The sequence below is a fragment of the Streptomyces sp. NPDC001903 genome, from assembly GCF_042891345.1.
Lineage (GTDB): Bacteria > Actinomycetota > Actinomycetes > Streptomycetales > Streptomycetaceae > Streptomyces.
The window spans coordinates 1-26,259 of record NZ_JBIASZ010000033.1; the positions used below are offsets into that span (position 1 = coordinate 1).

Annotated in this window: 23 protein-coding genes; 6 read left to right on the forward strand and 17 right to left on the reverse strand. The window is 70.3% G+C overall.

Translation table 11 applies throughout. From position 1 onward, the window contains the following. Positions 1–168: 168 nt before the first annotated feature. From ACFYZS_RS39350 to ACFYZS_RS39375, 6 genes are all read right to left on the reverse strand, one after another. Positions 169–1,572, reverse strand: coding sequence for an 8-oxoguanine deaminase (locus ACFYZS_RS39350; RefSeq protein WP_389024074.1), 1,404 nt, complete (start codon positions 1,570–1,572; stop codon positions 169–171). Between the two features lie 191 nt (positions 1,573–1,763). Continuing rightward, positions 1,764–2,687 carry a factor-independent urate hydroxylase gene (pucL, locus tag ACFYZS_RS39355; protein WP_389024077.1) on the reverse strand — a complete coding sequence of 308 codons (924 nt, stop codon included), beginning with the start codon at positions 2,685–2,687 and terminating at the stop codon, positions 1,764–1,766. A 1-nt stretch (position 2,688) separates the two neighbouring features. Beyond that, the gene (gene uraH / locus ACFYZS_RS39360; protein ID WP_048478356.1) at positions 2,689–3,078 is read right to left on the reverse strand and encodes a hydroxyisourate hydrolase; all 390 of its coding nucleotides are present in this window, start codon (positions 3,076–3,078) and stop codon (positions 2,689–2,691) included. Between the two features lie 2 nt (positions 3,079–3,080). Continuing rightward, a complete protein-coding gene (uraD, locus tag ACFYZS_RS39365) occupies positions 3,081–3,599 on the reverse strand; it encodes a 2-oxo-4-hydroxy-4-carboxy-5-ureidoimidazoline decarboxylase (RefSeq protein ID WP_389024080.1) in 519 nt (172 codons plus the stop codon). A gap of 155 nt (positions 3,600–3,754) precedes the next feature. Beyond that, complete coding sequence (locus ACFYZS_RS39370; RefSeq protein ID WP_389024082.1) at positions 3,755–4,138, reverse strand: helix-turn-helix domain-containing protein; 384 nt, start codon at positions 4,136–4,138, stop codon at positions 3,755–3,757. Then, on the reverse strand, positions 4,135–4,386 hold the full coding sequence (locus ACFYZS_RS39375) for a hypothetical protein (RefSeq protein WP_389024085.1): 252 nt from the start codon (positions 4,384–4,386) through the stop codon (positions 4,135–4,137). The genes ACFYZS_RS39370 and ACFYZS_RS39375 overlap by 4 nt, the downstream gene beginning before the upstream one ends. Before the next feature lie 181 nt (positions 4,387–4,567). Between ACFYZS_RS39375 and ACFYZS_RS39380 the strand changes: the two genes are divergently transcribed. From ACFYZS_RS39380 to ACFYZS_RS39390, 3 genes are all read left to right on the forward strand, one after another. Further along, positions 4,568–5,401 carry a TIM barrel protein gene (locus ACFYZS_RS39380; RefSeq protein WP_389024088.1) on the forward strand — a complete coding sequence of 278 codons (834 nt, stop codon included), beginning with the start codon at positions 4,568–4,570 and terminating at the stop codon, positions 5,399–5,401. A gap of 75 nt (positions 5,402–5,476) precedes the next feature. Then, complete coding sequence (locus ACFYZS_RS39385) at positions 5,477–6,367, forward strand: 2-hydroxy-3-oxopropionate reductase (protein WP_048478351.1); 891 nt, start codon at positions 5,477–5,479, stop codon at positions 6,365–6,367. 207 nt (positions 6,368–6,574) lie between these two features. Then, positions 6,575–8,032, forward strand: a complete 1,458-nt coding sequence (locus ACFYZS_RS39390) for a catalase (RefSeq protein ID WP_389024091.1) — start codon at positions 6,575–6,577, stop codon at positions 8,030–8,032. 369 nt (positions 8,033–8,401) lie between these two features. Here the strand turns inward: ACFYZS_RS39390 and ACFYZS_RS39395 are convergent, their stop codons facing one another. Both ACFYZS_RS39395 and gcl read right to left on the reverse strand, forming a co-directional pair. Further along, a complete protein-coding gene (locus tag ACFYZS_RS39395; protein WP_389024093.1) occupies positions 8,402–9,028 on the reverse strand; it encodes an ATP-binding protein in 627 nt (208 codons plus the stop codon). A gap of 243 nt (positions 9,029–9,271) precedes the next feature. Beyond that, positions 9,272–11,059, reverse strand: a complete 1,788-nt coding sequence (gene gcl / locus ACFYZS_RS39400; RefSeq protein WP_389024096.1) for a glyoxylate carboligase — start codon at positions 11,057–11,059, stop codon at positions 9,272–9,274. A 300-nt stretch (positions 11,060–11,359) separates the two neighbouring features. Between gcl and ACFYZS_RS39405 the strand changes: the two genes are divergently transcribed. After that, positions 11,360–12,208 (forward strand): hypothetical protein, encoded by an 849-nt coding sequence (locus ACFYZS_RS39405; protein WP_389024099.1) that lies wholly within the window; start codon positions 11,360–11,362, stop codon positions 12,206–12,208. A 119-nt stretch (positions 12,209–12,327) separates the two neighbouring features. Further along, the gene (locus tag ACFYZS_RS39410; RefSeq protein WP_389024101.1) at positions 12,328–12,819 is read left to right on the forward strand and encodes a glutathione peroxidase; all 492 of its coding nucleotides are present in this window, start codon (positions 12,328–12,330) and stop codon (positions 12,817–12,819) included. Positions 12,820–12,919: 100 nt separating this feature from the next. On the opposite strand, the gene ACFYZS_RS39415 is transcribed toward ACFYZS_RS39410, so the two are convergent. Then, on the reverse strand, positions 12,920–14,602 hold the full coding sequence (locus ACFYZS_RS39415) for an AMP-binding protein (protein ID WP_389024104.1): 1,683 nt from the start codon (positions 14,600–14,602) through the stop codon (positions 12,920–12,922). A gap of 45 nt (positions 14,603–14,647) precedes the next feature. Continuing rightward, on the reverse strand, positions 14,648–15,805 hold the full coding sequence (locus ACFYZS_RS39420; RefSeq protein WP_389024106.1) for a winged helix DNA-binding domain-containing protein: 1,158 nt from the start codon (positions 15,803–15,805) through the stop codon (positions 14,648–14,650). Between the two features lie 136 nt (positions 15,806–15,941). On the opposite strand from ACFYZS_RS39420, the gene ACFYZS_RS39425 reads away from it, so the two are divergent. Beyond that, complete coding sequence (locus ACFYZS_RS39425) at positions 15,942–17,114, forward strand: magnesium and cobalt transport protein CorA (RefSeq protein ID WP_389024109.1); 1,173 nt, start codon at positions 15,942–15,944, stop codon at positions 17,112–17,114. Positions 17,115–17,399: 285 nt separating this feature from the next. On the opposite strand, the gene ACFYZS_RS39430 is transcribed toward ACFYZS_RS39425, so the two are convergent. The 7 genes from ACFYZS_RS39430 to ACFYZS_RS39460 form a co-directional block, all read right to left on the reverse strand. After that, entirely contained in the window at positions 17,400–18,113 is a 714-nt protein-coding gene (locus tag ACFYZS_RS39430; protein WP_389024112.1) for an alpha/beta fold hydrolase, read from the reverse strand. Positions 18,114–18,283: 170 nt separating this feature from the next. Then, positions 18,284–19,192: a helix-turn-helix domain-containing protein gene (locus ACFYZS_RS39435; RefSeq protein WP_389024115.1), complete on the reverse strand. Its 909-nt coding sequence runs from the start codon at positions 19,190–19,192 to the stop codon at positions 18,284–18,286. A gap of 41 nt (positions 19,193–19,233) precedes the next feature. Next, complete coding sequence (locus ACFYZS_RS39440) at positions 19,234–20,085, reverse strand: alpha/beta fold hydrolase (protein WP_389024118.1); 852 nt, start codon at positions 20,083–20,085, stop codon at positions 19,234–19,236. A 138-nt stretch (positions 20,086–20,223) separates the two neighbouring features. Beyond that, positions 20,224–21,471: a PucR family transcriptional regulator gene (locus tag ACFYZS_RS39445; RefSeq protein ID WP_389024120.1), complete on the reverse strand. Its 1,248-nt coding sequence runs from the start codon at positions 21,469–21,471 to the stop codon at positions 20,224–20,226. Between the two features lie 137 nt (positions 21,472–21,608). Further along, positions 21,609–24,482, reverse strand: coding sequence for an AAA family ATPase (locus tag ACFYZS_RS39450; RefSeq protein WP_389024123.1), 2,874 nt, complete (start codon positions 24,480–24,482; stop codon positions 21,609–21,611). A gap of 61 nt (positions 24,483–24,543) precedes the next feature. Next, positions 24,544–25,158, reverse strand: coding sequence for an FMN reductase (locus tag ACFYZS_RS39455; protein ID WP_389024126.1), 615 nt, complete (start codon positions 25,156–25,158; stop codon positions 24,544–24,546). Then, positions 25,155–26,240, reverse strand: a complete 1,086-nt coding sequence (locus ACFYZS_RS39460) for an LLM class flavin-dependent oxidoreductase (protein ID WP_389024128.1) — start codon at positions 26,238–26,240, stop codon at positions 25,155–25,157. The genes ACFYZS_RS39455 and ACFYZS_RS39460 overlap by 4 nt, the downstream gene beginning before the upstream one ends. Positions 26,241–26,259: the final 19 nt, after the last annotated feature.

Here is a 26,259-nt window from a genome sequence, read left to right on the forward strand (position 1 = left end):
CGGGGGGGCGGGCGCGCGCCCCCCGGCCCCCCGCGGGGGCCCGGGGGCGCGCCCGCCCCCCCCCCCCCCCACCCCGGGGGGGGGCGCGCCGGCCGGGCCCCCCCCCCCCCCCGCGGGCCCCCCCCCCCGCCGGCCGGGGGCCGTCCCCCCCGGCCGGACTTCGAGGGATCAGCCCTGCGCGGTGATGCGCGCGAGGCGCTGGGCCTCTTCGCGGGTGGACACGGCGATGGCGTCCTCGTCGGCGAAGAGGAGGCGGTTGTTCTCGACGATCTGCTTGCCGTTGACGAACGACGCCGTCACCGGGGCGGCCGCACCGAAGACCAGTGCGGTGACCGGGTCGGCGATCGAGGAGTGCAGGAAGGTGCTGAGGTTCCAGAGCACCAGGTCGGCGCACTTGCCGGCCTCCAGCGAGCCGATGTTGTCGGCGCGGCCGAGGACCTGCGCGCCGCCGTACGTACCGAGGCGCAGGGCCTGGCGGGCGTTGAGCGCGGCCTCGCGGTGGACCGGGTTCAGCCGGTTGATGAGCAGCGCGTTGCGCAGCTCGGTGTGCAGCTCACCGGACTCGTTGGAGGCGGTGCCGTCCACGCCGAGGCCGACCGGGACACCGGCGGCCAGCATGTCCGGGACGCGGGCGATGCCGGCGGCCAGACGGGCGTTGGAGGACGGGCAGTGCGCGACACCGGTCTTGGTACGGGCGAACGCTGCGATGTCGGAGTCGTTCATGTGGACGCTGTGCGCCATCCACACGTCCTCGCCGAGCCAGCCGGTCGACTCGAAGTAGTCGGTCGGGCCCATGCCGAAGAGCTCGTGGCAGAACTTCTCCTCCTCGACGGTCTCGCTGCCGTGCGTGTGCATGCGCACACCGAGGCGGCGGGCCAGCTCGGCGCCCTGCTTCAGCAGCTCGGTGGAGACCGAGAAGGGGGAGCAGGGGGCGACGGCGACCTGGGTCATCGCGTCGAAGGAGGCGTCGTGGTACTTCTTCACCGTCGCCTCGGTGTCGGCGAGCGCACCCTCGAGGGTCTCGACGGCGTGGTCCGGCGGCAGACCGCCGTCCTTCTCGCTGCGGTCCATCGAGCCGCGGGCGAGGGTGAAGCGGACGCCCATCTCGGAGGCGGCGCGGATGATCGAACCGGAGAGGTCGCCGGCACCCTTGGGGTACACGTAGTGGTGGTCCATCGCGGTGGTGACACCACCGCGGGCCATCGCGGCGAGGGAGCCCTGGGCGGCCGTGTAGGCCATCTGCTCGTCGATGCGCGCCCACGTCGGGTACAGCGCGACGAGCCAGTTGAAGAGGTTGTGGTCGGTGGCCAGGCCACGCGTGATCCACTGGTAGAAGTGGTGGTGCGTGTTGACCAGACCGGGAGTCACGAGGTGCCCGGTGCCGTCGATGCGGCGGACGACGTTGTCGAGGTTCTCGGGGGCTTTGCCCGCGCCGATGGACTCGATCTTGTTGCCGGCGATGACGATGTGACCCGAGGCGTACTCGGTGTCGTTCGCATCGACGGTTGCGATCGCGCAGTTCTCGATGACGATGCGCTCTACTGCGCCGTCCTGGGCTGCCGATGCTGCCATGGGACTTCCTCGTGCTTTCAGTGGCGGTGCGGGCACGGCAAAACCCAGGGGATTTGAGTGCCGGAGCCGGGGGCCTGACAGCTGACAGTACTGTCGCCCCGTGGGTTGCGTCCGGGTGCCGATTCAGGAAGTGGGGGGCGTGTCGCGCGGTCCCGGGGCCACTGCGGGGCCCCGGGACGCGCGTGCCGCGCTCAGAGGTTGGTCATGTCCACGGGGATGCGGGCGTCAACGCCGTCCCGCAGGACCGTGGCCTCGATCAGACCGTACGGACGGTCCGCGGCGAAGTAGACCTCGTTGTCGTTCTTGAGGCCGAAGGGCTCCAGGTCGACGAGGAAGTGGTGCTTGTTCGGGAGCGAGAAGCGGACCTCGTCGATCTCCGAACGGTGGTTGATGATGCGCGAACCCATCTGGTACAGGGTCTGCTGCAGCGAGAGGGAGTAGGTCTCGGCGAAGGCCTGAAGCATGTGCTTCTTGGTCTCGGCGTAGGACTTCTCCCAGTTGGGCATCCGCTGCTCGTCGTCGGTCCAGTTGAAGCGCCAGCGACCCGACACCTGGGTGGCCAGGATGCGGTCGTACGCCTCCTGCAGGGTCGTGTACTTGTCCTTCACGTAACCCCAGAACTCGGAGTTCGTGGAGTTCATGACGATCAGGTCCTTGAGGCCGGAGATGACCTCCCAGTTCCGGCCGTCGTACGTGATCTGGGTGACGCGGGTCTCCATGCCCTTGCGGACGAAGGAGTGGTTGACCTCGTCGGAGCCGATGAACTTGGAGTTGGCGTCCGAGGTGGCGATCCGGTCCCAGGCGTACTCCTCGATCCGGATGCGCGCACGCTGGATCGGCTCCTGGCTGTTCACGAACCAGCGCGCCAGGTGGATGCCGAACTGCTCGGCGGACTCGATGCCGTACTCCTTGGCGAACGCGTACACCGTGTTCTTGGTGGTGTCCGTCGGCAGGACGTTGGCGTTCGAGCCGGAGTAGTGGACGTCGTCCATGTCGCCGGAGAGGGCGACCGAGACGTTCAGGTCCTTGATGTGGTGCGTGTCGCCGTCCCGCGTGATCTTGACGACGCGGTTCTCTGCTTTGCCGTACTGGTTCTGGCCCAGAATCGTGGCCATGCTAGCTCCCTCGGTAAACGGAGTAGCCGAACGGGTTGAGCAGCAGCGGTACGTGGTAATGCTCGCCCGGGTTCACCGCGAAGGTGATGGTGACCTCGGGGAAGAACGCACCGCTGTCCCTTACGCGGGGGGCGTCCTGCTGCGCCTCGGCTTGCTTCTTGGAGAAGTACGTCTCGGTCTCGAAGTCGAGACGTACGTGGGTGGTGCCCTCCGGCAGCGCCGGCAGGTCCTTGCATCGCCCGTCCGCATCGGTGGCGGAGCCGCCCAGGGCCGCCCACTCGCCGTCCAGACCCGTGCGGGCCGACAGGGAGATGGCGACGCCCTCGGCGGGGCGTCCGATGCTGGTGTCCAGGATGTGCGTGGACACCGACGCGGTGGTCGCGGTGCTCATGCTCACGCTCCTTCTTCTACGAGTTCCACGAGGCGGGTCAGACGGATCCGGTTGATCTTCACCAGTTCGCCGCGGGCGATCTCCCGCTCCTGCTCCGGCGAATTGTCGATCCGGACCTTGACCGCGTCCCGCATGAACTCACCGGTCGCACCGGTGGCGCAGATGAGGAAGACGTGGCCGAACTTCTCCTGGTACGCCAGGTTCAGTTCGAGGAGCTCGTTCTTGAGCTCCTCCGAGGCGCCGGCCATGCCGCGCTGCTCGCGGGCGGAGGTCGGGTCTCCCGGCTTCGGCCGGCCGATCGGCGCGTGGCCTGCCATCGCCTCGGCCAGGTCCTCGGCGGTGAGCTCCGCCATGGCGGACTCGTTGGCCGAAAACAGGGCTTCGGCGTCGGCGAAGGGACGCTGCGCGAGCAGCTTGCTCCCCCATGCCGAACTGGCGCACACCTCGTGCAGCTCGGCCGTGGCCGCACTGTCGTCCAAGGCGTTGAACCGGGTGAGACCCGGGGTCGGACTCGAAGTCACGGTAGGCCTCCGTGGCCTGTTGTTGCTTGACGGGCTGCGCATAGCTAACGCCCTCGACAACACGGCGTCAACACTTTGTTGAAACTTCCCGTACACAAAAGCCGCCGCCCGGATGAATCCGGGGCGGCGGCTCGTCACCATCAGTCAGGTCGATTTCACGCTTGGTTGCCTTTGTTGGCGTTTTCCCTGTTCAGGTAGTTGTAGACCGTGAAACGGCTAACGCCCAGGGCACCCGCGACCGTCTCCACACCGTGCCGCACGGAGAAGGCGCCCCGCGCCTCGAGTATCCGTACGACGTCCTGCTTGGACTTCCGGTCGAGCTGTGACAACGGTACGCCGTGCCGGCGCTCCAGCGCCGCGAGGATGTGGTCCAGCGAATCGGACAGCTGGGGCAGGCGTACGGCCAGCAGGTCCTGGCCCTCCCAGCTGAGCACGACGTCGTCGGGCTGCGCCAGGGACGGATCCATCAGCTCGCCGCCCATCGCGTCGACCAGCGGCTTGACCGCGGTGACGAACGGGTGGTCGCGGGGCTCGGTCATGGGGTGTCCTCCCCGATCACGTTGACCTGGAGCGAGACGCGCGTGGCGCCGGACTCCAGCGAGTCGCGCAGCAGCGCGGCCACCGCGGTCAGCACCGTCTCGGCGTCACCCTCGGCGGTATTGCCGAACGGGCCCACGTCGACCGCGTCCAGCTGGGCCTTCTGGATGACCTCGCGAGCGGCCACGGCATGGGCAGGGGCCTCTTCGAGATCGAAGGGCTCGGTCGTGAACTCCACTCTCAATCGCACGCTGGTCAAGCTACCCGGATGAGAAGCGGCGGCGCGAACGCGCCTCCGTGAGGGGCGGTGGCCGGGCGACGGGTGGGCGCAATTTTTCGGGAGTCCGGGCTTGACATCCACGCGGAAGCCCATGCAGTCTTCCATCAAGCAGAAACTAACTTCCGCAATACGGAAGGAGCGCACACCCCTCATGGGATACACGGACCAGCGCTTCGATGTGAACCTTTCGATCCTCTTCACGGAACTCCCGCTCCTGGAGCGTCCCGCGGCAGCCGCCGCGGCGGGCTTCACCGCGGTCGAGCTGTGGTGGCCCTGGATCGAGACCCCCACCCCCGCTCAGGAGGAGCTCGACGCCCTCAAGAAGGCTCTTGAGGACGCCGGCACCCAGCTGGTGGGCCTGAACTTCTACGCCGGACAGCTCCCGGGCCCGGACCGCGGCGCGGTCTCGGTACCCGGCGAGGAGTCGGACCGCTTCAACGCCAACATCAACGTGGCCGCGGACTTCGCCGCCTCGGTGGGCTGCAAGGCGCTGAACGCCCTCTACGGCAACCGCGTCGAGGGTGTGGACCCGGCCGTCCAGGACGAGCTCGCCCTGGAGAACCTGGTCACGGCGGCCCGGGCCGCCGACCGCGTCGGCGCGATCCTGCTGATCGAGACCCTCAACAAGCCCGAGTCGCCGCTCTACCCGCTGGTGAGCGCCCCGGCCGGCATCGAGGTCGTGGACAAGGTGAACGAGGCCACCGGCCTCGGGAACGCCAAGTTCCTGCTCGACCTGTACCACCTGGCGATGAACGATGAGGACCTCTCCGAGGTCATCGAAAAGTACGCCGCCAAGACCGGCCACGTCCAGATCGCGGACAAGCCCGGACGCGGTGCCCCCGGCACCGGCGAGCTGCCCCTCGCGGAGCTGCTCGACCAGCTGAAGAAGGCCGGATACGAGGGCTACGTAGGCCTGGAGTACAAGGCCGCCGACGCCGCCGCCTCCTTCGGGTGGCTGCCGGCCGAGGCCCGCGCCGCCCAGTAGGCGGACAAAGTCCGGGCGATCAGCCAGGCACCTCACGAACTTTTCGTACAAAGCATTAAGAGAAGGACCCTCATCATGAGCACGCTCCCCAACATCGCCTGGATCGGCCTCGGCATCATGGGCTCCCCCATGGCCGAGAACCTCCTGAAGGCCGGCTACTCGGTCACCGGCTTCACGCTGGAGCAGGACAAGCTGGACCGCCTGGCCGCCGCGGGCGGCAGCGCCGCCGGCTCGATCGCCGAGGCCGTCAAGGACGCCGACGTCATCATCACGATGGTGCCCGCCTCCCCGCAGGTCGAGGCCATCTCCTACGGTGAGAACGGCATCCTGGAGAACGCGAAGTCCGGCGCGCTGATCATCGACATGTCGTCGATCACCCCGCAGACCTCGATCGACCTCGCCAAGAACGCCGCCGAGAAGGGCATCCGCGTCATCGACGCCCCGGTGTCCGGCGGCGAGGCCGGCGCCATCGAGGCCGTCCTGTCGATCATGGTGGGTGGCGAGAAGGCCGACTTCGACGCGGCCCTGCCGATCCTCGAGGCCCTCGGCAAGACCATCGTGCTCTGCGGTCCGCACGGCTCCGGCCAGACGGTGAAGGCCGCCAACCAGCTCATCGTCGCCGTCAACATCCAGGCGTGCGCCGAGGCCGTGGTCTTCCTGGAGAAGTCCGGCGTGGACCTGAACGCCGCCCTGGACGTCCTCAACGGCGGTCTGGCCGGCTCCACGGTCCTGACCCGCAAGAAGGACAACTTCCTGAACCGCGACTTCAAGCCCGGCTTCCGGATCGACCTGCACCACAAGGACATGGGCATCGTCACCGACGCCGCCCGCAACGTGGGTGCGGCCCTCCCGGTCGGCGCGGTCGTCGCCCAGCTCGTCGCCTCGCTGCGCGCCCAGGGTGACGGCGGCCTGGACCACTCCGCCCTGCTCCGCGCGGTCGAGCGCCTCTCCGGCGCCCAGATCTGAGCGCCTCCCCTCTCGCAGGGGCCCTGAGTTTCCGGATGGTGCCGGTGCTGACACCTGTCCTGTCGCGCCCAAGCGCCGGCACCGTCCGGATCACCTCTCTCCATCTTTGTTCAACAAACTGTTGACGCTGCGTTCGGCCTGAAATTAGGCTGTTCCGCATGACGGAAGACGCTTTCCGTCAGCAGGTTTCCCGTACGGAAGGTCACCATGTCGAAGCGCACGCTGACGACCGAGTCCGGCGCCCCGGTCGCCGACAACCAGAACTCCGCCACCGCCGGCGTCGGTGGCCCGCTCCTGATCCAGGACCAGCAGCTCCTGGAGAAGCTGGCCCGCTTCAACCGGGAGCGCATCCCGGAGCGCGTGGTGCACGCCCGCGGTTCCGCCGCGTACGGCTACTTCGAGGTGACCGACGACGTCACCGCCTACACCAGCGCCGCGTTCCTGAACACGGTCGGCAAGAAGACCGAGACCTTCCTGCGCTTCTCCACCGTCGCCGACTCGCTGGGCGGCGCGGACGCGGTCCGCGACCCGCGCGGCTTCGCGCTGAAGTTCTACACCGAAGAGGGCAACTACGACCTCGTCGGCAACAACACCCCGGTGTTCTTCATCAAGGACCCGATCAAGTTCCCCGACTTCATCCACTCCCAGAAGCGCGACCCCTTCACGGGCAAGCAGGAGCCGGACAACGTCTGGGACTTCTGGGCGCACGCCCCCGAGGCGACGCACCAGATCACCTGGCTCATGGGTGACCGCGGCATACCGGCCTCGTACCGTCACATGAACGGCTACGGCTCGCACACCTACCAGTGGACGAACGCGCAGGGCGAGGCCTTCTTCGTCAAGTACCACTTCAAGACGAACCAGGGCATCCGCTGCCTGTCGGGCGAGCAGGCCGCCGAGCTCGTCGGCAAGGACGCCAACTCGCACCAGACCGACCTGCTCCAGGCGATCGAGCGCGGTGTGAACCCGAGCTGGACCCTCTACGTCCAGATCATGCCGGCCGCCGAGGCCGCGGACTACCGCTTCAACCCGTTCGACCTCACCAAGGTGTGGCCGCACAGCGACTACCCGCTGCAGCGCGTGGGCCGCCTGGTCCTCGACCGGAACCCCGACAACGTCTTCGCCGAGGTCGAGCAGTCCGCCTTCTCCCCGAACAACTTCGTCCCGGGCATCACCGCCTCCCCGGACAAGATGCTCCAGGGCCGCCTCTTCGCCTACGCCGACGCCCAGCGCTACCGCCTCGGTGTGAACCACACCCTGCTGCCGGTCAACGCCCCGAAGGCGACCACGGCCGACAACTACGGCCGCGACGGCGTCATGGCGCTGCGCAACGGCTCGCGCCACGACAAGAACTACGAGCCCAACTCGTACCAGGGCCCGGCCGAGACCGGTCTGGCGCTCGGCGCCCCGAAGGCCGTCTCCGGCTACACGGGCACCCACGAGGCCCCGGCCCACACCAAGGACGACGACTTCTTCCAGGCCGGTGAGCTCTACCGCCTGATGTCGGAGGCCGAGAAGCAGCGTCTGGTGGCGAACATCGCCGGCGGCCTGTCTCAGGTCACCCTGGAGGACGTCATCGAGAAGAACCTGGCTCACTTCCACGCCGCCGACGCCGACTACGGCAAGCGCGTCGAGGAGGCCGTCCGCGCCCTGCGCGACGCCTGAGCCTCACAGCTGCACCGGGGACCTGGCGGGAGGTCAGGTCCCGGGTGCCGAGCCCGAACCGCGGACCCGGATGAGGGGTGGTACGCGGTAAGGGCCGGACGAGGGCCGCGACGGGCGTGTGAGCCAGTGCGGTGGTAATGGGTGCCGAGGCCCGTCTCTTGACCTGAGGGAGACGACGCCGAAGCTCTCGTCACCGCCCGTCGCGGTCCCAGCCACTCCTCTCTGTACGGGGGCTACGCACAGAGCCCCCGTACAGAAGTCGCCATACTCCGCCCGGCGGCGCGAACGTCCTGTCGCGCCAGCCTCGCACCGTCGGGCGGTCACACTCAAAGCGCCGAGTCACGGACGGTCCCGTGACTCGGCGCTTTGTCATGCCCGGCGGTCGTCGATCTCCACCGACAGGTGCGGCCAGGCCTTCGCGAGAGCGCCCGGATCGACGGGTGCCGGTCCGCCGCACGCCGCGCGTACGGGCCCGGCCGGACTGAAGTGGACCGTCGTACCGGTGGTGCCGTCATCGGCGATCGGTGTCAGGTCGGTGACGGGAACGCCGTGCTCGTAGCACTGGACCCAGGCGCCGCCCGAGCGGCGGTTGGTGTGGACGAGCCGCTCGCTCAGCGCCGCCACGACGGACATGCCGCGCCGCGGGTGGCCGTCGGGAAGGATCTGCGCCCCGGGGTGGTCGAAGAACCGGAGGTCCTTCGTCGCCATGACCGGCTTCTTGACCGGCCGGCCGTGGTCGTCGAGGCGGGTGTCGGTGCCCCGGCCCTCGTCCGCCACGGACACCGATCCGTCGGCGTGGAGCGTGATGGTGCACCGCCCCGCGCCGGTGCACTGCGCCTCGTCGGCCGCGTACGCGAGGACTTCGAGGAGAAGGTGGGGAAGCCCGCCGGGGGCGAGCACGGCCTGCTCGCGGCGGATGGCGGCGAGGTGTCCGGCGTCCACGGAGCGGGTCCAGTCGTGCGTCGTGTTGCGCCAAGGGGCCGTTGGTCTGTCCATCGGAGCAGTATGCCGAGGCGGTGCGTGTGCTCCGTCAGGCGCGGGCTCGGCAGGGCTCGGTGTGGCTCGGCAGGGCTGGCGGGGCTCGGTGTGGGAGGCGGGCCGAGAGGTACTGACCAGCGGCCCGGCACCGGCGTGACACCACGCACGACGGCCCCCGTTCCTCCTCGCGGAGGGACGGGGGCCGTTGCGTACCGCAGCAGTCCGACGGTCAGGCGATCAGAGCGTCGGACGATCCGGTGATCAGACGGACAGCGGGCGGATCGCGGTCGGGGCGTGGCCCGGCTCGGTCGCGAGCTCCTCGAACTCGGTGACGTCGCTCATGTCGACCGTCTTGCTCATCGCGATGTTGGTGACGCGCTCCAGGATGGCCTCGACGACGACCGGGACCTGGAACTCCTGGGCCAGCTTCTTGGCCTCCTCGAAGGCGTCGCCCAGCTTGTCCGGGTCGGTGACGCGGATGGCCTTGACGCCCAGGCCCTCGGCGACCTTGACGTGGTCGACGCCGTAGACGCCCAGCTCGGGGGTGTTGATGTTCTCGAACTCGAGGTTGACCTCGAAGTTGATGCCCAGGCCGCCCTGCGCCTGGCGGATCAGGCCCAGGTAGGCGTTGTTCACGAGGACGTGGACGTAGGGGACCTTGTGCTGGGCGGCGACCGCCAGCTCCTCGATCATGAACTGGAAGTCGTAGTCGCCCGAGAGCGCGACGATCGGGGTCTGCGGGTCCGCGGTGGCGGCACCGATCGCGGCCGGGATGGTCCAGCCGAGCGGGCCGGCCTGGCCGCAGTTGATCCAGTGGCGCGGGCGGTAGACGTGCAGGAACTGCGCGGCCGCGATCTGGGAGAGGCCGATGGTGGTGACGTAGCGGGTCTCCGGGCCGAAGGCCTTGTTCATCTCCTCGTAGACGCGCTGCGGCTTCAGGGGGATGTTGTCGAAGTGCGTACGGCGCTGCAGGGTGGCCTTGCGCTCCTGGGCGGAGGCGGCCCAGGCGGAGAAGTCCGGCAGCTTGCCCTCGGCCTTGAGCTCCTTGGCCACCTCGATGAAGAGCTCCAGCGCGGCCTTGGCGTCCGAGGCGATGCCGAAGTCCGGGGCGAAGATCTTGCCGAGCTGGGTGGGCTCGATGTCGACGTGGACGAACTTGCGGCCCTTGGTGTAGGCGTCCAGGTTGTAACCGGTGTGACGGTTGGCCCAGCGGTTGCCGATGCCGAAGACGAAGTCCGACTCCAGGAAGGTCGCGTTGCCGTAGCGGTGCGCGGTCTGGACGCCGACCATGCCGGCGGCCAGCTCGTGGTCGTCCGGGATGGTGCCCCAGCCCATGAGGGTGGAGATGACCGGGACGCCGGTCAGCTCGGCGAACTCGACCAGCAGGTCGGTGGCGTCGGCGTTGATGATGCCGCCGCCGGCGACGATCAGCGGGCGCTCGGACTCCAGCAGGAACTGCAGGGCCTTGACGGCCTGGGCGCGGGAGGCCTGCGGCTTGTAGACCGGCAGGGGCTGGTAGGTCTCCGGGTCGAACTCGATCTCGGTCAGCTGGACGTCGATCGGGAGGTCGATCAGGACCGGGCCCGGACGGCCGGAGCGCATCAGGTGGAAGGCCTGCTGGAAGACGCCGGGGACCTGCGCGGCCTCCAGGACGGTGGTCGCGGCCTTGGTGACCGGCTTGGCGATCGAGGCGATGTCGACGGCCTGGAAGTCCTCCTTGTGGAGCTTCGAGACCGGAGCCTGACCGGTGATGCACAGGATCGGGATCGAGTCCGCGATGGCCGAGTACAGACCCGTGATCATGTCGGTGCCGGCCGGACCCGAGGTGCCGATGCAGACGCCGATGTTGCCCGCCTTGGCACGGGTGTACCCCTCGGCCATGTGCGAGGCGCCCTCGACGTGGCGGGCCAGCGTGTGGCTGATGCCGCCCACGTTCTTGAGCTCGCGGTAGAACGGGTTGATCGCAGCACCGGGGACGCCGAACGCTTGTTCGACACCCTCGAGCTTGAGGATCTCCACTGCAGCGGCGGCGGCTGTCATACGAGGCATCGAGTTCTCCTGCGGGTCAGGCGGTCAGGCGGGTCAGGCGGCCAGGCTGCTTCCGGATTCCGGGGCGTTTCCGTAATGCGGAAGTTTTGTTCTGCTATACGGAACAAGCTAAGCGGCGAGTCCCGACACGTCAAGGAGCTTCAGGACCCCGGAACACACCAAAAGCCGCGTCTCGCGCAAACGACTTGTACGAACGACCGGGACGCGGCGGAATATCAGCGGAAAATCGAGGGCGCGCTCGCCCCGTCGGTGGCCGGTGGTGGAGCATGGGTCCACGCACAGCGACGGAGGGGCGCACTCATGGCGGAAGCGGTACCGGTGCGCTGCCCGGCGTGCCTGCGGGAGAACGACTACGCCGCCCCGGTCTTCCCGTGCGCGTGCGGGACCCCGGTCACCCCGCCGCTGGACCTGGCGGCGGCGCCCCTGCCGCTGACGCACCGGACCTGGTCCGACACGTGGGTGGCGGTGCGCTGCGCGGCCTGCGGGCGGGTGGACGAGTGGCCGCATCCGGAGCTGGGCTGCACCTCGTGCGGCACGGTGGCGCGGATTCCGGTGCGTCCGGTACATCCGGTGGAGCCCGAGTCCGAGCAGGCGCCGGGCGGCGGCGTACGGGACGGGCTGCGTCCGCGTCCGGAGGTACGGGGAGATGCGCAGGGAGACGTACGGGGAGACGTACGGGGGCAGGGGCGGGCCGCGGGGCCGGCATCACCCGAGGAACCCGGCGGCTCCGCTCCCGGGCGGCCCGCGGCGGCCCCCGGACCGCGGCCCGCGTTCCGCCCGGTGACCATCCGTACCGCCCGGGACGCGGTGGCCACGGCCGCGCTGTACCTGCGGTGGCTCGGCTTCCAGGACGTCCGCCGGCCCGACGGGCCGCCCATCCCCTCGGCCGCCGTGGACCTGCGGGCCCCAGGGCTGGTGGCCCAGGTGGACCCGACCACCGCGCCGGCCGGGCTGCGGGCCGTGGAGTGCGTCTGGCTGAACGGGCTGACGGCCTCCGCGACCAGCGTCTACTTCTCGCTGGCCGGGTACACGCAGGACGCCCGCTCCCGAGCGGACGACCTCGGGATACCGCTGTTCGTCATGGACCTCACGGGCATGCCGCAGCCGGTCAACGACGCGGCGGACGCCCTGGTGGACGCGGGGGCGTAAGCGGTGTCCTTGTGGGTCGCTCCGGCCCGGGGCGACCGGTTCGAGCGGCCCGCGGGGCAGGACGTAGGCTCGGAGCACATGGCGGAACACGTATCCGTATCTGTGCCGAGGAGAGCCCGATGAGCCTGTACGACATCCCGCTGACCACCCTGTCCGACGAGCCCACCAGCCTGGCGGCCCACAAGGGCAAGGCGATCCTGCTGGTGAACACCGCTTCGCAGTGCGGTCTCACCCCGCAGTACTCGGGACTGGCCCGGCTGCAGTTCGCGTACGAGGAGAAGGGCTTCACCGTCATCGGTGTGCCCTGCAACCAGTTCGGCGGCCAGGAGCCCGGCACCGCGGACGACATCGCGACCTTCTGCGCGGCCGGCTTCGGCGTGACCTTCCCGATGCTGGAGAAGACCGACGTCAACGGCGAGAACCGGCACCCGCTCTACACGGAGCTGGTGAAGACCGCGTACGCCGACGGCGAGGCGGCCGAGGACATCCAGTGGAACTTCGAGAAGTTCCTGATCTCCCCCGCCGGCGAGGTCGTGGCGCGCTTCCGGCCGAGCGTGGAGCCCGAGGCCCCCGAGGTCATCGCGGCGATCGAGGCGCAGCTGCCGGCGTAGCGGACCGTACGGGGGCGGGGGGGGGGGGGGGGGGGGGGCGGGCCGCCCCCGCCCGCCCCCCCCCCCCCCCCCGGCGCTATCCGCCCTCCGTACGAGCCGCTCAGCCGAGCTCGGCCTCGTCGTACTCCGCCCCCGAGCCGGCCGCGGTGAGCTCCCGCAGCTCCACCCGGCGGATCTTGCCCGACACGGTCTTCGGCAGCTCCGCGAACTCGATGCGGCGGATCCGCTTGTACGGGGACAGCACCGCGCGGGAGTGCGCGAACAGGGCCCGGGCGGTCTCCGGCCCGGGCTCCCAGCCGGCGGCGAGCGCGATGTACGCCTTCGGCACGGCCAGCCGCAGCGGATCGGGGGCGGGCACCACGGCGGCCTCGGCGACGGCCTCGTGTTCCAGCAGGGCGCTCTCCAGCTCGAACGGGCTGATCTTGTAGTCGGAGGCCTTGAAGACGTCGTCCGAGCGGCCGACGTAGGTGAGGTACCCGGCGTCGTCGCGCGAGGCGATGTCGCCGGTGCGGTAGAGCCCGTCCGCCATGGCCTCGGCCGTGCGCTCCGGATCGTCCCGGTAGCCGGTCATCACCCCGGCGGGGCGGGTGTGCAGGTCCACGCAGAGCTCGCCCTCGTCGGGGGACTCCTTGCCGGTGACGGGGTCGAGCAGCACGATCTCGTACCCGGGCGCGGGACGCCCCATCGAGCCGGGCTTGACCGAGGCGCCGGGGAAGTTGCCGACCTGGAGGGTGGTCTCGGTCTGGCCGAACCCGTCGCGGATGGTGATCCCCCAGGCCTCGCGGACCTTCTCGATGACCTCGGGGTTGAGCGGCTCGCCCGCGGCGACGGCCTCGCGCGGAGGGGTGCGGAGCTTGGTGAGGTCGGACTGGATCAGCATCCGCCACACGGTGGGCGGGGCGCAGAAGGTCGTCACGCCGTGCCGGTCCATCTCCGCCATCAGGCGCTCGGCGTCGAAGCGCGTGTAGTTGTGGACGAAGACGGTGGCGCCGGCGTTCCACGGGGCGAAGAGGTTGGACCAGGCGTGCTTGGCCCAGCCGGGCGAGGCGATGTTGAGGTGCACGTCGCCAGGGCGCAGCCCGAGCCAGTACATGGTGGAGAGGTGCCCGATGGGGTACGAGGCGTGCGTGTGCTCGACGAGCTTGGGTCGGGCGGTGGTGCCGGAGGTGAAGTACAGCATCAGCGGGTCGGTGGCCAGGGTCTCGCCGTCCGGGCTGAAGGGGCCGTCGGCCGCGTACATGTCCTCCAGCCGCCGCCAGCCGGTGGGCACCTCCGCTCCGGCGGCGATGCGGGTGTAGGTGCCCGGGACCCCGTCGAACTTGCCGGTGTCCTCGGCGCGCACGATGACGTGGCGTACGTTGCCCCGCTCGATGCGGTCGCACAGGTCCGCCGTGCCGAGGAGGGGGGTGGCGGGGATGACGACGGCGCGCAGCTTCATCGCGCCGAGCACGACCTCCCACAGCTCCCGCTGGTTGCCGAGCATGACCAGGACCCGGTCGCCGGCCGCGACGCCCTGCTCGCGCAGCCAGTTGGCGGCGGAGTCCGACCGTACGGACAGCTCCCCGAAGGAGACGGAGCGGCTGGTGCCGTCTTCCTCGACGATGCGCAGCGCGTCGTCGGCGTTGCCGGTGGCGATGTGGTCGAACCAGTCCAGGGCCCAGTTGAAGCGCTCGGGGCGTGGCCAGGTGAATCCGGCGTGGGCGGCTTCGTAGTCCCCGCGGCGTTCGAGCAGGAAGTCGCGTGCGGCCAGGAACTCGGCGGTGGCGCCGGTGTTGTGCGTCATGGAAGGCATCGTGCCGTGCCGCCCGTACGCCCCACCAGAGCGGCGTCAGCCGTGGATTGACCCGAAGCGTACGGAGGGACGGCCGCCGGTCGCGGTCGGCCCGCCCGGCTCGCCCATCTCTCCCACCTCGCCCGGCTCGCCCATCTCGGCGATCACGCGCTCCCCTTCGGCGACGATGTGCTCCTTGTCCGCCTTCGAGGCCTTGCCGAAGAGGTCGACGGTGAGCGACGCGCCCTCCCACTGCCACAGCCCGGCGACGAAGCCGTCCACGAGGAGGGTGCGGTGGGCCTGGTTGCCCGTCCAGGTGCGCCCCTTGAGCTCGGGGGCGATCACGCGGGTGCGGTCGGCGTGGGAGAGCAGCAGGTTGTCGAATTCCGGGAGGAAGCGGGGCGGCGCGGGGGTGTCGGCGTCGGGCCGGGGCGCGTCGGGCAGGTCGAACAGCTCGACGCCGTGCTCGTCGCGGAAGACGGCCAGCCGGGGCCGCAGCCGTTCGAAGGCCTCGCGCAGCCGCGTCAGCCCGGCCCAGGTCTGCATGTCCTTGACGGAGGCGGGCCCGAAGGCGCCGAGGTAGCGCAGTACGACCTCGTCGAGGGCGGGCGCCGCCGGCGCTTCGGCCGGCGGGTCTCCGGCGCGCGGGCGTCCGGTCCACTGCTGCAGGGTGGTGAGCCGTACCTGCCCGCTGCGCCCCCATACCCCGCGCGGCGTGACCTGGACGAGCGGCAGCAGGCAGCGTGCGGCGACGGACAGGGACTGCGGATCGGCGTCCGGCCAGTACGCGAGCAGCTCCTCGCGGATCTCGCCCATCGTGCGGGGCTCGGCCTCGACGAAGGCCCGGGCGAGCTCGCCGAGGCGCTCGAGGTCCACCCCGACGAGCCCTTTGCGGAAGACGTTGACCTCCCGGTCGCGGGCGGCCTGGACCAGCGGCCGCAGGGTCAGCGCGTCGTGCGCGGTGTGGGTGTGGATGGTGGAGCGCATGGTGACCATCCGGACCACCTTCCGGGACTCCATCAGCTCCGCGAGCTCGGCGGGCCGGAATCCGGCGAGCCGGGCGTGCAGCTGGAAGTACGGCGGCTTCACGTTCTGCGCCTGGAGTCCGAGCAGGTGCGCGACGGCGTCCTCGGCGCGGAGCGCGGCGCGGCTCAGGAGCAGCTGGCGCGCGAGCGTGGCACGGTTCAGTGAACGGGTGTCGAGTACGGAGCCCATACCGGCAAGCTACCCGCACTTGCGGACGGATGCTGTCCGCAAACGAAAAGGCTCAGAGTGGCCCAGAACGACCAATATCCTTCCGATATCCTTCCTCTCGCCGAAGGAAAGACGCCGACTGGGGAGCTGACCTGCGATGCCGGAGCGCCCGGACCACCGCCACCGCCGCCCCGCACCCTCCGGGAAGCGCACCGGATGGCGCCGCCCCACGCCCCCGCCGGCCGCGCCCCCCGCCTCCCCGCCGGCCGGCCCGGAGCCCGCGGCGGCGCCGGCCACTCCCCCGGACCACCGCAGCGTGATCGACTCCGCCGTCTACCGCGACGGCCGGCGCATCGCCTCCCCCGCGACCCTCGCGGAGACCTTCCGCCGGCTGCGGGACGAGCCCGACGGCATGGCCTGGATCGGCCTGCACCGCCCCACCGAGCCCGAGCTCCACTCGCTGGCCGCCGAGTTCAACCTCCACGAGCTCGCCGTCGAGGACGCCCTCGAGGCCCACCAGCGCCCCAAGCTGGAGCGCTACGGCGACACCCTTTTCGTCGTCCTGCGCGCGGCGCGCTACCTCGACGCCTCGGAGGAGGTCGAGTTCGGCGAGCTGCACGTCTTCGTCGGCCCGGACTTCCTGATCACGGTCCGCCACGGCGCCGCCCCCGACCTCTCCGCGGTCCGCCGCCGCATGGAGGAGACCCCGGAACTCCTCTCCCTCGGCCCCGAGGCCGCCCTGTACGCGATCCTCGACGCGGTGGTCGACGGCTACGCCCCGGTCGTCGCGGGCGTTCAGAACGACATGGACGAGATCGAGACGGAGGTCTTCCGCGGCGACCCGGAGGTCTCCCGCCGCATCTACGAACTCTCCCGCGAGATGGTCGAGTTCCAACGCGCCACCCGCCCCCTGGTCGGCATGCTCCACGCCCTGATGGCGGGCTTCGCGAAGTACGGCACGGACGAGGAACTCCAGCGCTACCTGCGCGACGTGGCCGACCACGTCACCCACACCAGCGAACGCGTGGACGGCTTCCGCCAGGCCCTGACGGAAATCCTGACGGTCAACGCCACCCTGGTCTCCCAACAGCAGAACGCCGAAATGCGAGCCCTGGCCGAAGCCGGCTTCGAACAGAACGAGGAGATCAAGAAGATCTCCAGCTGGGCCGCCATCCTCTTCGCCCCCACCCTGGTCGGCACCATCTACGGCATGAACTTTGAGTACATGCCTGAGTTGGGTTGGAGCTTCGGATACCCCCTTGCGATCTGCCTCATGGGGATGGTTTGCGTCAGTTTGTACGTGATTTTCAAGCGGCGGGACTGGCTCTAAGCCCATCGCATGACACTCAGCCATCCTTCGCACTTCACTTTCGCATCACTCACAGATCGACCCAGAAGCAGCCGCGGGGGCGCTGGGGGGAATAGATGCGGGCGATCTCCTCGCCTAGCCCCAAAGGGGCCCCTGACCTGGGCTTTCGAGGTTCCAAGGACGCTGGGGAGCCTCTGGGGAGAAGCGCAGTCGCTAACCGCTCCTCACGCCTGCGCCATCAAGCCGGCCCGCCGGTCGGTCGACGACTGGCCCGGTCCCGGTCCTGTCGTCGCGGAGGTCGGTCGGTCAGCTCGTCGCCCGTACCGCGTCCCTGATCAGGTCGGCGACCCGTGTGGGCTCGGAGAGGACGACGGCGTGGGAGGCGTCCGGAAGTTCGACGACGACGGCTCCGGCTCGTGCGGCGCCGAAGCGCTGGACCTCGGGGCTGATCGTGCGGTCCGCCCCGGCCACCAGCGCCCAGGACGGTTTCGACCGCCACGCCGCCGCGGACGCGGTCTCGGTGAAGGCGGCCGTGGCGAGCGGGCGTTGGGCCGCTGCCAGGACGCCGGCGACGTCCTCGGGCACGTCCGCCGCGAAGACGGAGGGAAAGGCCGTCTCCTCGATGGTGACCTCGACCCCGGAGTCGCCGTCGAGGAGCGGGTACGTCCACTCCTTCAGGCTGCCCGTCAGCGGGGACTCGGGGAAGCGCCCTTGGAGTTGGCCGAGGCTCTCGCCCTCGTGGGGCACGTAGGCGGCGACGTAGACCAGCGCGACGACGTTCTCCGCGGTGCCGGCCACGGTGATCAGCGCACCGCCGTAGGCGTGGCCGACGAGTACGGCCGGGCCGTCGACCTGGGCCAGGACGGAGGCGAGGTAGGCGGCGTCCGACGTCAGGCCCCGCAGCGGGTTCGACGGAGCGATCACCGGGATACCGCTGCTCCGCAGTTCCGAGATGACGCCTATCCAGCCTGTCGCGTCGGCGAAGGCACCGTGCACGAGGACGACGGTGGGGTTGCTCATGCGAGTTCTCTTCTCGGTGTCGGGCCACGTGTGGGGCGTCGTCACGACGGTCAGGGCGCGGCCCGGAATGCGGCAAGAGGTCCGTGCGACGGTTACTCACGGTAGGGCCGTGCAAGCGGTACCTCTTGTACGTGCGTGCATCCGCGCTGACACGACGGCGCACACGCGTCTCAGCGCCCTCGCTCGTCCTGGGCGCCGGCAGTCGTCGTCGCGAAGGCCGACGTCGCCAGCGCCTGCCATTCGCTGGGGCTCATGCCGTAGGCCCCGCGGAACGTGCGGCTGAAGTGCGAGGGGCTGCTGAAGCCCCAGCGGTGTGCCACCGCGGCCATGGTGATCCTCCGGTTGGAGCGGCCCAGTTCGAGCCGGCAGAACTCGAGCCTGCGCCGCCGCACCCATTGGCTCACCGTGCTGCCGTCGTTCTGGAAGAGCTTCTGCAGGTACCGGACGGAGATGTGGTGGGCGCGTGCGATCGACTCCGGTGAGAGGTCCGGGTCCATCAGATGCTCTTCGATGTAGCCGTGGATACGGGACAGCATCTCGGTGACGGCCCCGGACGCGTCGTCGGCCTCGTCCGTCGTGTCCGCTTCGAGGAGCTCCATGACCAGGACGGAGAGGAGGTGTACGGCCGTCCGGGCACGCCGGTCCCCGATCGTGGACCGTCGGAACTCCGTCTCGGCGGCGAGCGCGGTCAGGAAGTCGGACGCCAGCGCCCCGATCCCCTCCCCGCCGCGTACGGGTACGCCGAGCACCTGGTTCAGTTCCGACTCCGTGACGCCCAGATAGCACCGGGGCACTCGGAAGAAGATCATCTGGCAGTCTTCTCCGAACTGCAGCAGATGCCGTCGGGCGGAGTCGCAGAAGACCAGGTCGTTCGGCTCCAACAAGGACTTGGCGCGCTCGTGGACGACGGTGACGGGCCCACGGACATGGACGCCGAGGTAGACGTGGGTCCGGTCGTTCGTCTCCGGCATCTCGGAGAGCATCTGGACCAGCCACCCCGAGCGGGAGGAGGGCGAGGTCGGATCGGGCGCTTGCCGGGGCACGCGTTGGGGCGCACGTGACATCAGTGTGAGGGTCATGGGGATTCCTAGCCGTAGGTGCGTGCGGGCGGAGGGCGGATTCACGCCCCGTTCGCCGGCTCCTCGGCCAGGAACTTCTCCACCACGGCATTGAAGGCCGGCGGGTTCTCCAGGAAGGGAAAGTGCGAGCTCGCGACGTCGGAGGCGAAGACGTGCAGGCGTGCACCGGGAATCCGCTCGGCGACGAAGCGCTGCGAATCGGGGTGCACATGACTTCCCTCACAGCCGATCACCAGGGTCGGCACATCGATCCGGGGAAGCACGTCGCGCCAGTCCTGCGCGCAGTGGTCGAACAGCAGCGGTACGCCCGCGTAGGCGGGTGCCGACCGGATCTCCTCGCCGACGAAGGCCAGTACCTCGGAGTCGGGCTCGCCGGAGAACATGCCGCGCACGAAGTCGGCGCGGACCGCGTCGCCCTCCGGCCCCGCGAGGGCCGCACCCAGGTACAACAGCCCCGATACATCGAAGATGGCACCGGAGTCCCGCTGTTCCCGCTCGGTCATCCAGGGCACGGCGGCGACCGCCGCGGGCTGGTCGACGGCGACGAAGCGCCGGATCCGTCCGGTCCCGTACTGGTCGATGAAGCTCCACCACACCGAGACGCCCATGGACCAGCCCAGTGCGTCGAAACGGTCGAGACCGAGATGGTCGACGAGTTCGAGCACATCGCGGGAGAGCCGGGCGATCCGGTAGCCGTGACGCGGCTTGCCGGATTTCCCATGGCCGCGAAGGTCGACGGTGACGACGCGACGGCCGGGCGCCAACCCCTCGATCTGGTGGCGGAACATCGCCTGCGTCTGCCCCCAGCCGTGCAGCATCACCAGTGGGACGCCCTCGCCGCCGGTGTCCTGGTACGCGAGCCGCGCGCCGTCCGTCGTGATCAGTTCCTTCATGACCTCTCCCCTGGTCAGAGGCGGTACATCACTCCCGCCCGTCCCGAACATCATCGAATGGGGCCCGCCGCCCGCACCACCGCGAGCTGTAGGAATCGGGCCGTGGATCCTCCTCGCTTTGTCGAAGCGAGTCCGTGGTCAGACGGCCCCGTCGCCGCCCGGGGCGAGGAGTTCCTCGATCCTGAGGCCGAGGTGCAGAGTGAGCCGGTGGGCGCCGTCGTCGAGGTCGAGTCCGGTGATCTCCTGGATCTGGCGCAGGCGGTAGTAGAGCGAGGTGCGGTGGATTCCCAGCGTGTCCGCGGTCCGGGGAATCGATCCCGCGTGTTCGAGGAAGCAGCGCAGGGTGTCCCGCAGGCGGTCGCCGCCATGAGCGCCGCTCAGGGTACGGAGCGGCTTCGGGACCAAAGACGCGTTCAGGGCGTGCTCGGGGAGCTGGAGCAGCACCGCGAGCTCCCCGAGCAGCTCCCAGTCACTGGCGCTGTTCAGGGTGGGCAGTCGGCGTGCCGCGCGTGCCGCCACGAGCGCCTGCTCGTACGACGTCCATGCACCGTCCAGGCTGGGGTGCCGGCCGCCGACGCCGATCACGGGGCCCGCCGACGGGCCCAGGAAGGTGCGGAGTTCGTCCAGGATGCGAGCGGACTGTGCGGTGACCTCGTCCTGGCCGGGTGGGCCATCGCGCAGCTGGAGCAGTATCGCCCGCTCCTTGCCGATCGCGATGAGGCCCGTGGCCGAACGCGTCTGCCGGAACCCCTCCAGCGCCCCCCACAGGGCCGCCTCGGACTGCCGCACGTGCTCCGTCGCGCAGCTCAGCTGGACGACGGTGACCAGGACGTGCTCGGCTGCTCCGAGCAGTCCGAGTTCCTTGCCTCGCCGCCGTGCGGTGGTACGGGCGGCGACGTCGGTGCCGACGAGTTCGAGGACGAGGTCCCGCTCGTCGGCCTTCCGGGTGTCGGTGGCGATGTGCTCTCCGTACATCTGGGCGGCCATGGCGTCCGCGGCCCGGGCGATGGCACGTGTCTCGTGCTCTGCGAGCGTCTTCTCGGGCACGACCACCAGGAGCAGTCCGAAAAGGTGCCCGCGCTCGCGCAGGGGCACGACGTAACGGGGCAGCAGTCCGAGATCGTCACGGCCATCGATGAATCCGGCTCGGGACCACTGGGTCACGCCTTGGGCGAGGACGTAGCGGATGGTCGCGTTGTCGGCGCGGCCCTGCAACAGGGTGCCGATGCGCACCGGGTCCTCGTCGCCGAAGTGGCGGCTCGTGCAGACCATGCGGACCAGCGGGTCGTCGACGGCGACGGACCGGCCGAGCCGCTCCGCGAGCTCGTCGACAAGCGCCTGGAGCTCGGGGCTGCCGGGGCGGGCTCGCTGGAGCCTTGCGGTCATGCGCTGTTCCTCTCTCGACCAACGGCTCCCCGCGGACTTTTCCAGTCCGCGGCTCTTGATCATTCTGAGGAAGCGACGACGTCGGCACATCACACGAATCGTCCATTGCCATGACGCCCACGGGGGATACGAAGCGACTACTCTCCGCTGTCGCGATGCTTCACCAGCCGGGCCAGCTCCACGCGCGAGGTGAGGTCCAGCTTGGTGAAGGCCCGGCGCAGGTGCGAACCCACCGTGTGCGGCGAGAGGGAGAGGTGCTCGGCCACCTGTTGGTTGGTCAGCCCACGGGCCACGAGCCGTACCACCCGTATCTCCGCGGCCGTCAGCTCGGGCCATGCACCGGAGAGTCCGGCCGTCGAGGGCCGGCGGCGGACACCAGCGGCCCGCAGGCGCCGGCGGACGCGTGCGACGTCCCGCTCGGCGCCCGCTCGCGCGTAGAGCGCGAGGGCCGTGTCGAAGTACGGCACCGCTTCGGGCATGCGGGTGGCCGCCAGCTTGCGTCCGGCGTCCTCCAGTGCCGACGCCCGGGCCAACGGCCGAGGGCAGTCCTCGTACAGCCGGACGGCGCGTACGAGAGGGGCGAGGTCGTTGTCGAGGAGCCCCCGGGCGTGCGCGGCGGTGGCGGCGAGGAACGTGAGGTCGGGGTTGAGCACGGCCAGTCGCTCGGCCAGGGCCACTGCCTGCGCGGCCCGTTCGTGCGCGCCGGCACGCAGCGCCAGGCGGACGAGGAACGGGGCGTCGGCAGGGTCGACCAAGCCGGCGTAGGCCGGCCGGTCCGCGGCGGGCGACGTCATCACCTCGTCGAGTTCGGCCATGGCACGGTCGGGCCGGCCTTCGAAGTCGGCCATCAGTGCCAGCATCCAGGAGCCGAAGTACCGGACGACGGGTGCGCCGTCGCTCCGCATGCGCCTCGCCTCCGCCGCGTACGTTCGTGCGGTCTGCTGGTCGTTGGTGTGGAGGGCGACGCGCATCATCACGTACCGGAGCGTGACGTCGGCGAGGTTTCCCGGGCCGAGATCGTCGGTCGTCGCGGACGCGGCCTCGGCGTCGGCCCGGGCGTCCGTCAGCCGTCCGGCCTCCAGAAGGATGCGGGAGCGGGTCATGAGCCACATACGGGTGGCCGCCGTCCGGCCCTGCTCCCTGGTGATCCGGATGCCGTCCTCCGCGGCGGCGAGCGCCTCCGCGGAGCGTCCGGTGGTGTTCGACAGGAGAGCGTGCCACAAGGCCTCCGGAACCCACAGCGAGGTGCTGACGCCCAGGGCGTCGGCCAGCGCGGCGGCCCGCTCGGCCTGCCGGAACGCCTCGGTCAAGTCCATGCGGTGGAAACTCACGGCCGAGCGGACCGTCGTCAACGTGGCCTCGGCGGAGCGGTCCGCCGCTGCCGCTGCGGTCTCCCACGCCTCCGCGGCGACCTGCTCGGCCGCCGAGTGCTCGCCCGACATCGAGAGGCCGACCGCGAGCATGGCGAGCAGTCGCCCCCTCACGTCCACGGGGATCCCGGGCAGTGCCGCCCCGGCGCGGGCCTGCCGGACCGCCTCGGAGAAGTCGAACGGTACGGCGAGGCGTGCCAGGGCAAGGCGTATGCGCGCCTCGTCCTCAGGTCCGAGACCGCCGGTCGCCAGGGCGGAGACACCCAGCTCACGTGCCTGGGCGGCCCGGCCCGTCTGCCAGAGCAGCGGGATCGTCTCGGCGATGACCCGCGGCCGCTCCGGAGCGTCCGCCACCGTGAGTTCCAGAGCCTTGAGGCTGCGTTCCGCGGCGGGTCCGGGAGCGGTGGCCGCGAGTTCCGCCGCGGCGGTGCGCAGCCGGTCGGCCTCCGCCACGTCTCCCGCACCCGCTCTCCCGGCCTCCGCCGCATCTGCCGGTGCTCTCCCGGCCGACGGCCCGGGATGCTCGACAGAGGAGGCCGCGCTCCCCGGCGGCAGCTCGGCGGCTTGACCACGCAGGGCCTGACGCAGGGACAGGGGGAGGCCGGCTTGGACCGCCTCGCGGATCAGGTCGTGGCGGAAGGCGAGGCGATCGCCGCTTTCGGTGAGCAGATCGGCGTCGAGGGATTCCCGTACCGCTGTGATGAGCGCCGCCGGGGACCTGCCGAGCAGTTCGGCCAGCAGCGCGACGGTGACCGGGGCGCCCACGGCGGCCGCCGTCTGCACCAGCTCCCGTGCCTCGTCGGACAGCTGGCCGAGGCGGCGCACGACCGAGGGGAGTTCCCGTGGGGCGGGTGGTCCGGCCGACAGCCTGGCCGTGCCGTTCTCGATCGTCACTGCCTCCCGCAGCGAGCCGAGCAGCTCGACCAGCAGCTGCGGGACTCCTTCGGCGCGGCGGGCGACGCGGAGGACGTCCGGGTCGGGAGCGGCGCCGAGGACGTCCTCGATGATCCGTGTGGTCGCCTGGTCGTCCAGCGCTCCCAGCGCCAGCTCGTGTGCGCCTGCCTGGCGGATCCGGTCCAGGGTCGTGCGCACTCCCGACGGCACGCTGCCGCCGCGCACGGCGACCAGCCACAGGATGGCGTGCGACGAGAGTCCGGCCGCGAGGGTGTTGAAGGTGAGAAGGGTCAGGTCGTCGCACCACTGGAGGTCGTCGAGGACGACGAGCAGGGGGCCGTTTCGAGCCGTCTCCCGCAGGCGGTCCCCCAGTTCCTGGAGCAGCCAGAAGCGCTGGCCGGGCGTCGTGGCGAGGCCCCTGAGACGGACGGCGCCCGACAGCGGTTCCTCGCCGGAGAGCAGACCGTCGAGGAGCGGGCCGAGCGGCACGAACTGTTCGTCGGGGTCCGCCGCTCCCTCGAACACCCTCGTCCCCCGCCGCCTCGCGGCTGCCGCGGCCTCCGCGAGGATCCTGGACCTGCCGATGCCTATGGGGCCCTCGACGCGGATGATCCCGCCTTCGCCCCGGTCGAGCGCGTCGAGCCGCGCCTCGATGAACGCCAGTTCTGCGTCCCTGCCGCGCAGCGGCGTCCGTACGCCCTCGGTTTCCTCGGGCACGGTCCTTGTCGTCACTCGGTTCACGCTCATACGGCGGAACAGTATGAACCATATGAACCACATCGCCGTCGCCCGGCCCAGGGGCCGACTCTCAGTCGAAGCGCAGGTCGGCGAGTTGCCGTTCGAGGATGGTGACGTCGTCCTCGGGCTCTTCACCGACCGGGCGCGCCGCCATGAGCGCGGCGAGCTCGGCTCCCGCCCGGCGGACGCGACCGGGCAGGCCGTCGGTGTACTCGTCTCCCCCCGAGCCCCAGTCCTCGGAGGCCGCGAACACGGCGGTGGGGACGGCGACGGCGCGGAGATGGGCGAAGAGCGGGCGTACGGCGTGCTCAAGGACCAGGGAGTGGCGGGCGGTACCGCCCGTCGCCGCGATCACGACCGGCTTCCCTGAGAGGGCATCCGGATCGATCACGTCGAAGAAGGACTTGAAGAGACCGCTGTAGGAAGCCGCGAACACGGGAGTCACCACGATCAGGCCGTCGGCTGCCGTCGCCGCGTCGATCGCGGCGCTCAGTCGCGGCGGCGGAAAGCCGGTCACGAGGTGGTTGGCGATGTCGCCGGCCAGTTCCCGCAGCTCCACGACCTCGGTCGACGGCGCCTGCCCCCGGGCGGCGAGTTCGTCGCGGGCCGCCTCGGCCAGCCGGTCCGCGAGCAGGCGGGTGGAGGAGGGGGTGCTCAGCCCCGCGGAGACGACGATCAGCTTCATGCGGCGGACACCTCCCGGACGGCTCGAAGGGACGCGTGCGTGGGGGCCTGCGGCACGTCGGCCGGACGTCCCTTCGCGAACTCCCTCCGCAGCACGGGCACGACCTCTTCGCCGAGGGTGTCCAGCTGTTCAAGGACTGTCTTCAGGGGCAGGCCCGCGTGGTCCATCAGGAACAGCTGGCGCTGGTAGTCGCCGACGCTCTCCCGGAACGACAGGGTCCGCTCGATGACCTGCTGGGGAGAGCCCACCGTCAACGGGGTCTGCTCGGTGAAGTCCTCCAGCGACGGGCCGTGGCCGTACACGGGAGCGTTGTCGAAGTAGGGACGGAACTCCCGTACGGCGTCCTGGGAGTTCTTCCGCATGAAGACCTGTCCGCCCAGGCCGACGATGGCGTCCTCCGGCCGGCCGTGGCCGTGGTGCGCGAACCGGCGCCGGTAGAGCTGCACCATGCGCCGGGTATGGTCGGCCGGCCAGAAGATGTTGTTGTGGAAGAAGCCGTCTCCGTAGAAGGCGGCCTGCTCCGCGATCTCGGGGGACCTGATGGAGCCGTGCCAGACGAAGGGCGGGACGCCGTCCAGGGGCCGCGGTGTCGAGGTGAAGGCCTGGAGCGGCGTCCGGAACGTGCCCTCCCAGTCCACGACGTCCTCGCGCCACAGCCGGCGCAGCAGCGCGTAGTTCTCCTTGGCGAGGTTGATGCCCTGGCGGATGTCCTGGCCGAACCACGGGTAGACCGGACCGGTGTTGCCGCGCCCCAGCATGAGGTCGACCCGGCCGTCGGCCAGGTGTTGGAGCATCGCGTAGTCCTCGGCGATCTTCACCGGGTCGTTCGTGGTGATCAGCGTCGTGGACGTGGACAGGATGAGCTTCTCGGTGCGGGCGGCGATGTAGCCGAGCATGGTGGTCGGCGACGACGGTACGAACGGCGGGTTGTGGTGCTCGCCGGTCGCGAAGACGTCCAGGCCGACCTCCTCGGCCTTGAGCGCGATGGCCACCATCGCCTTGATGCGCTCGCGTTCGGTCGGAGTGCGACCGTTGGTGGGGTCGGGGGTCACGTCCCCGACGGTGAAGATGCCGAACTGCATGGGGTGTCTGCTCTCCTGA

Coding starts and splice junctions, on each gene's coding strand:
- ACFYZS_RS39435 (WP_389024115.1), bottom strand. CDS start 19,192: ATGACCCTCACACTGATGTCACGTGCGCCCCAACGCGTGCCCCGGCAA.
- uraH (WP_048478356.1), bottom strand. CDS start 3,078: ATGAGCACCGCGACCACCGCGTCGGTGTCCACGCACATCCTGGACACC.
- gcl (WP_389024096.1), bottom strand. CDS start 11,059: ATGCCTCGTATGACAGCCGCCGCCGCTGCAGTGGAGATCCTCAAGCTC.
- ACFYZS_RS39390 (WP_389024091.1), top strand. CDS start 6,575: ATGTCGAAGCGCACGCTGACGACCGAGTCCGGCGCCCCGGTCGCCGAC.
- ACFYZS_RS39455 (WP_389024126.1), bottom strand. CDS start 25,158: ATGAAGCTGATCGTCGTCTCCGCGGGGCTGAGCACCCCCTCCTCCACC.
- ACFYZS_RS39425 (WP_389024109.1), top strand. CDS start 15,942: ATGCCGGAGCGCCCGGACCACCGCCACCGCCGCCCCGCACCCTCCGGG.
- ACFYZS_RS39450 (WP_389024123.1), bottom strand. CDS start 24,482: ATGAGCGTGAACCGAGTGACGACAAGGACCGTGCCCGAGGAAACCGAG.
- ACFYZS_RS39350 (WP_389024074.1), bottom strand. CDS start 1,572: ATGGCAGCATCGGCAGCCCAGGACGGCGCAGTAGAGCGCATCGTCATC.
- ACFYZS_RS39420 (WP_389024106.1), bottom strand. CDS start 15,805: ATGGGCTCCGTACTCGACACCCGTTCACTGAACCGTGCCACGCTCGCG.
- ACFYZS_RS39410 (WP_389024101.1), top strand. CDS start 12,328: ATGAGCCTGTACGACATCCCGCTGACCACCCTGTCCGACGAGCCCACC.
- ACFYZS_RS39370 (WP_389024082.1), bottom strand. CDS start 4,138: ATGACCGAGCCCCGCGACCACCCGTTCGTCACCGCGGTCAAGCCGCTG.
- ACFYZS_RS39445 (WP_389024120.1), bottom strand. CDS start 21,471: ATGACCGCAAGGCTCCAGCGAGCCCGCCCCGGCAGCCCCGAGCTCCAG.
- ACFYZS_RS39460 (WP_389024128.1), bottom strand. CDS start 26,240: ATGCAGTTCGGCATCTTCACCGTCGGGGACGTGACCCCCGACCCCACC.
- ACFYZS_RS39395 (WP_389024093.1), bottom strand. CDS start 9,028: ATGGACAGACCAACGGCCCCTTGGCGCAACACGACGCACGACTGGACC.
- ACFYZS_RS39415 (WP_389024104.1), bottom strand. CDS start 14,602: ATGACGCACAACACCGGCGCCACCGCCGAGTTCCTGGCCGCACGCGAC.
- ACFYZS_RS39405 (WP_389024099.1), top strand. CDS start 11,360: ATGGCGGAAGCGGTACCGGTGCGCTGCCCGGCGTGCCTGCGGGAGAAC.
- ACFYZS_RS39440 (WP_389024118.1), bottom strand. CDS start 20,085: ATGAAGGAACTGATCACGACGGACGGCGCGCGGCTCGCGTACCAGGAC.
- pucL (WP_389024077.1), bottom strand. CDS start 2,687: ATGGCCACGATTCTGGGCCAGAACCAGTACGGCAAAGCAGAGAACCGC.
- ACFYZS_RS39385 (WP_048478351.1), top strand. CDS start 5,477: ATGAGCACGCTCCCCAACATCGCCTGGATCGGCCTCGGCATCATGGGC.
- ACFYZS_RS39380 (WP_389024088.1), top strand. CDS start 4,568: ATGGGATACACGGACCAGCGCTTCGATGTGAACCTTTCGATCCTCTTC.
- ACFYZS_RS39430 (WP_389024112.1), bottom strand. CDS start 18,113: ATGAGCAACCCCACCGTCGTCCTCGTGCACGGTGCCTTCGCCGACGCG.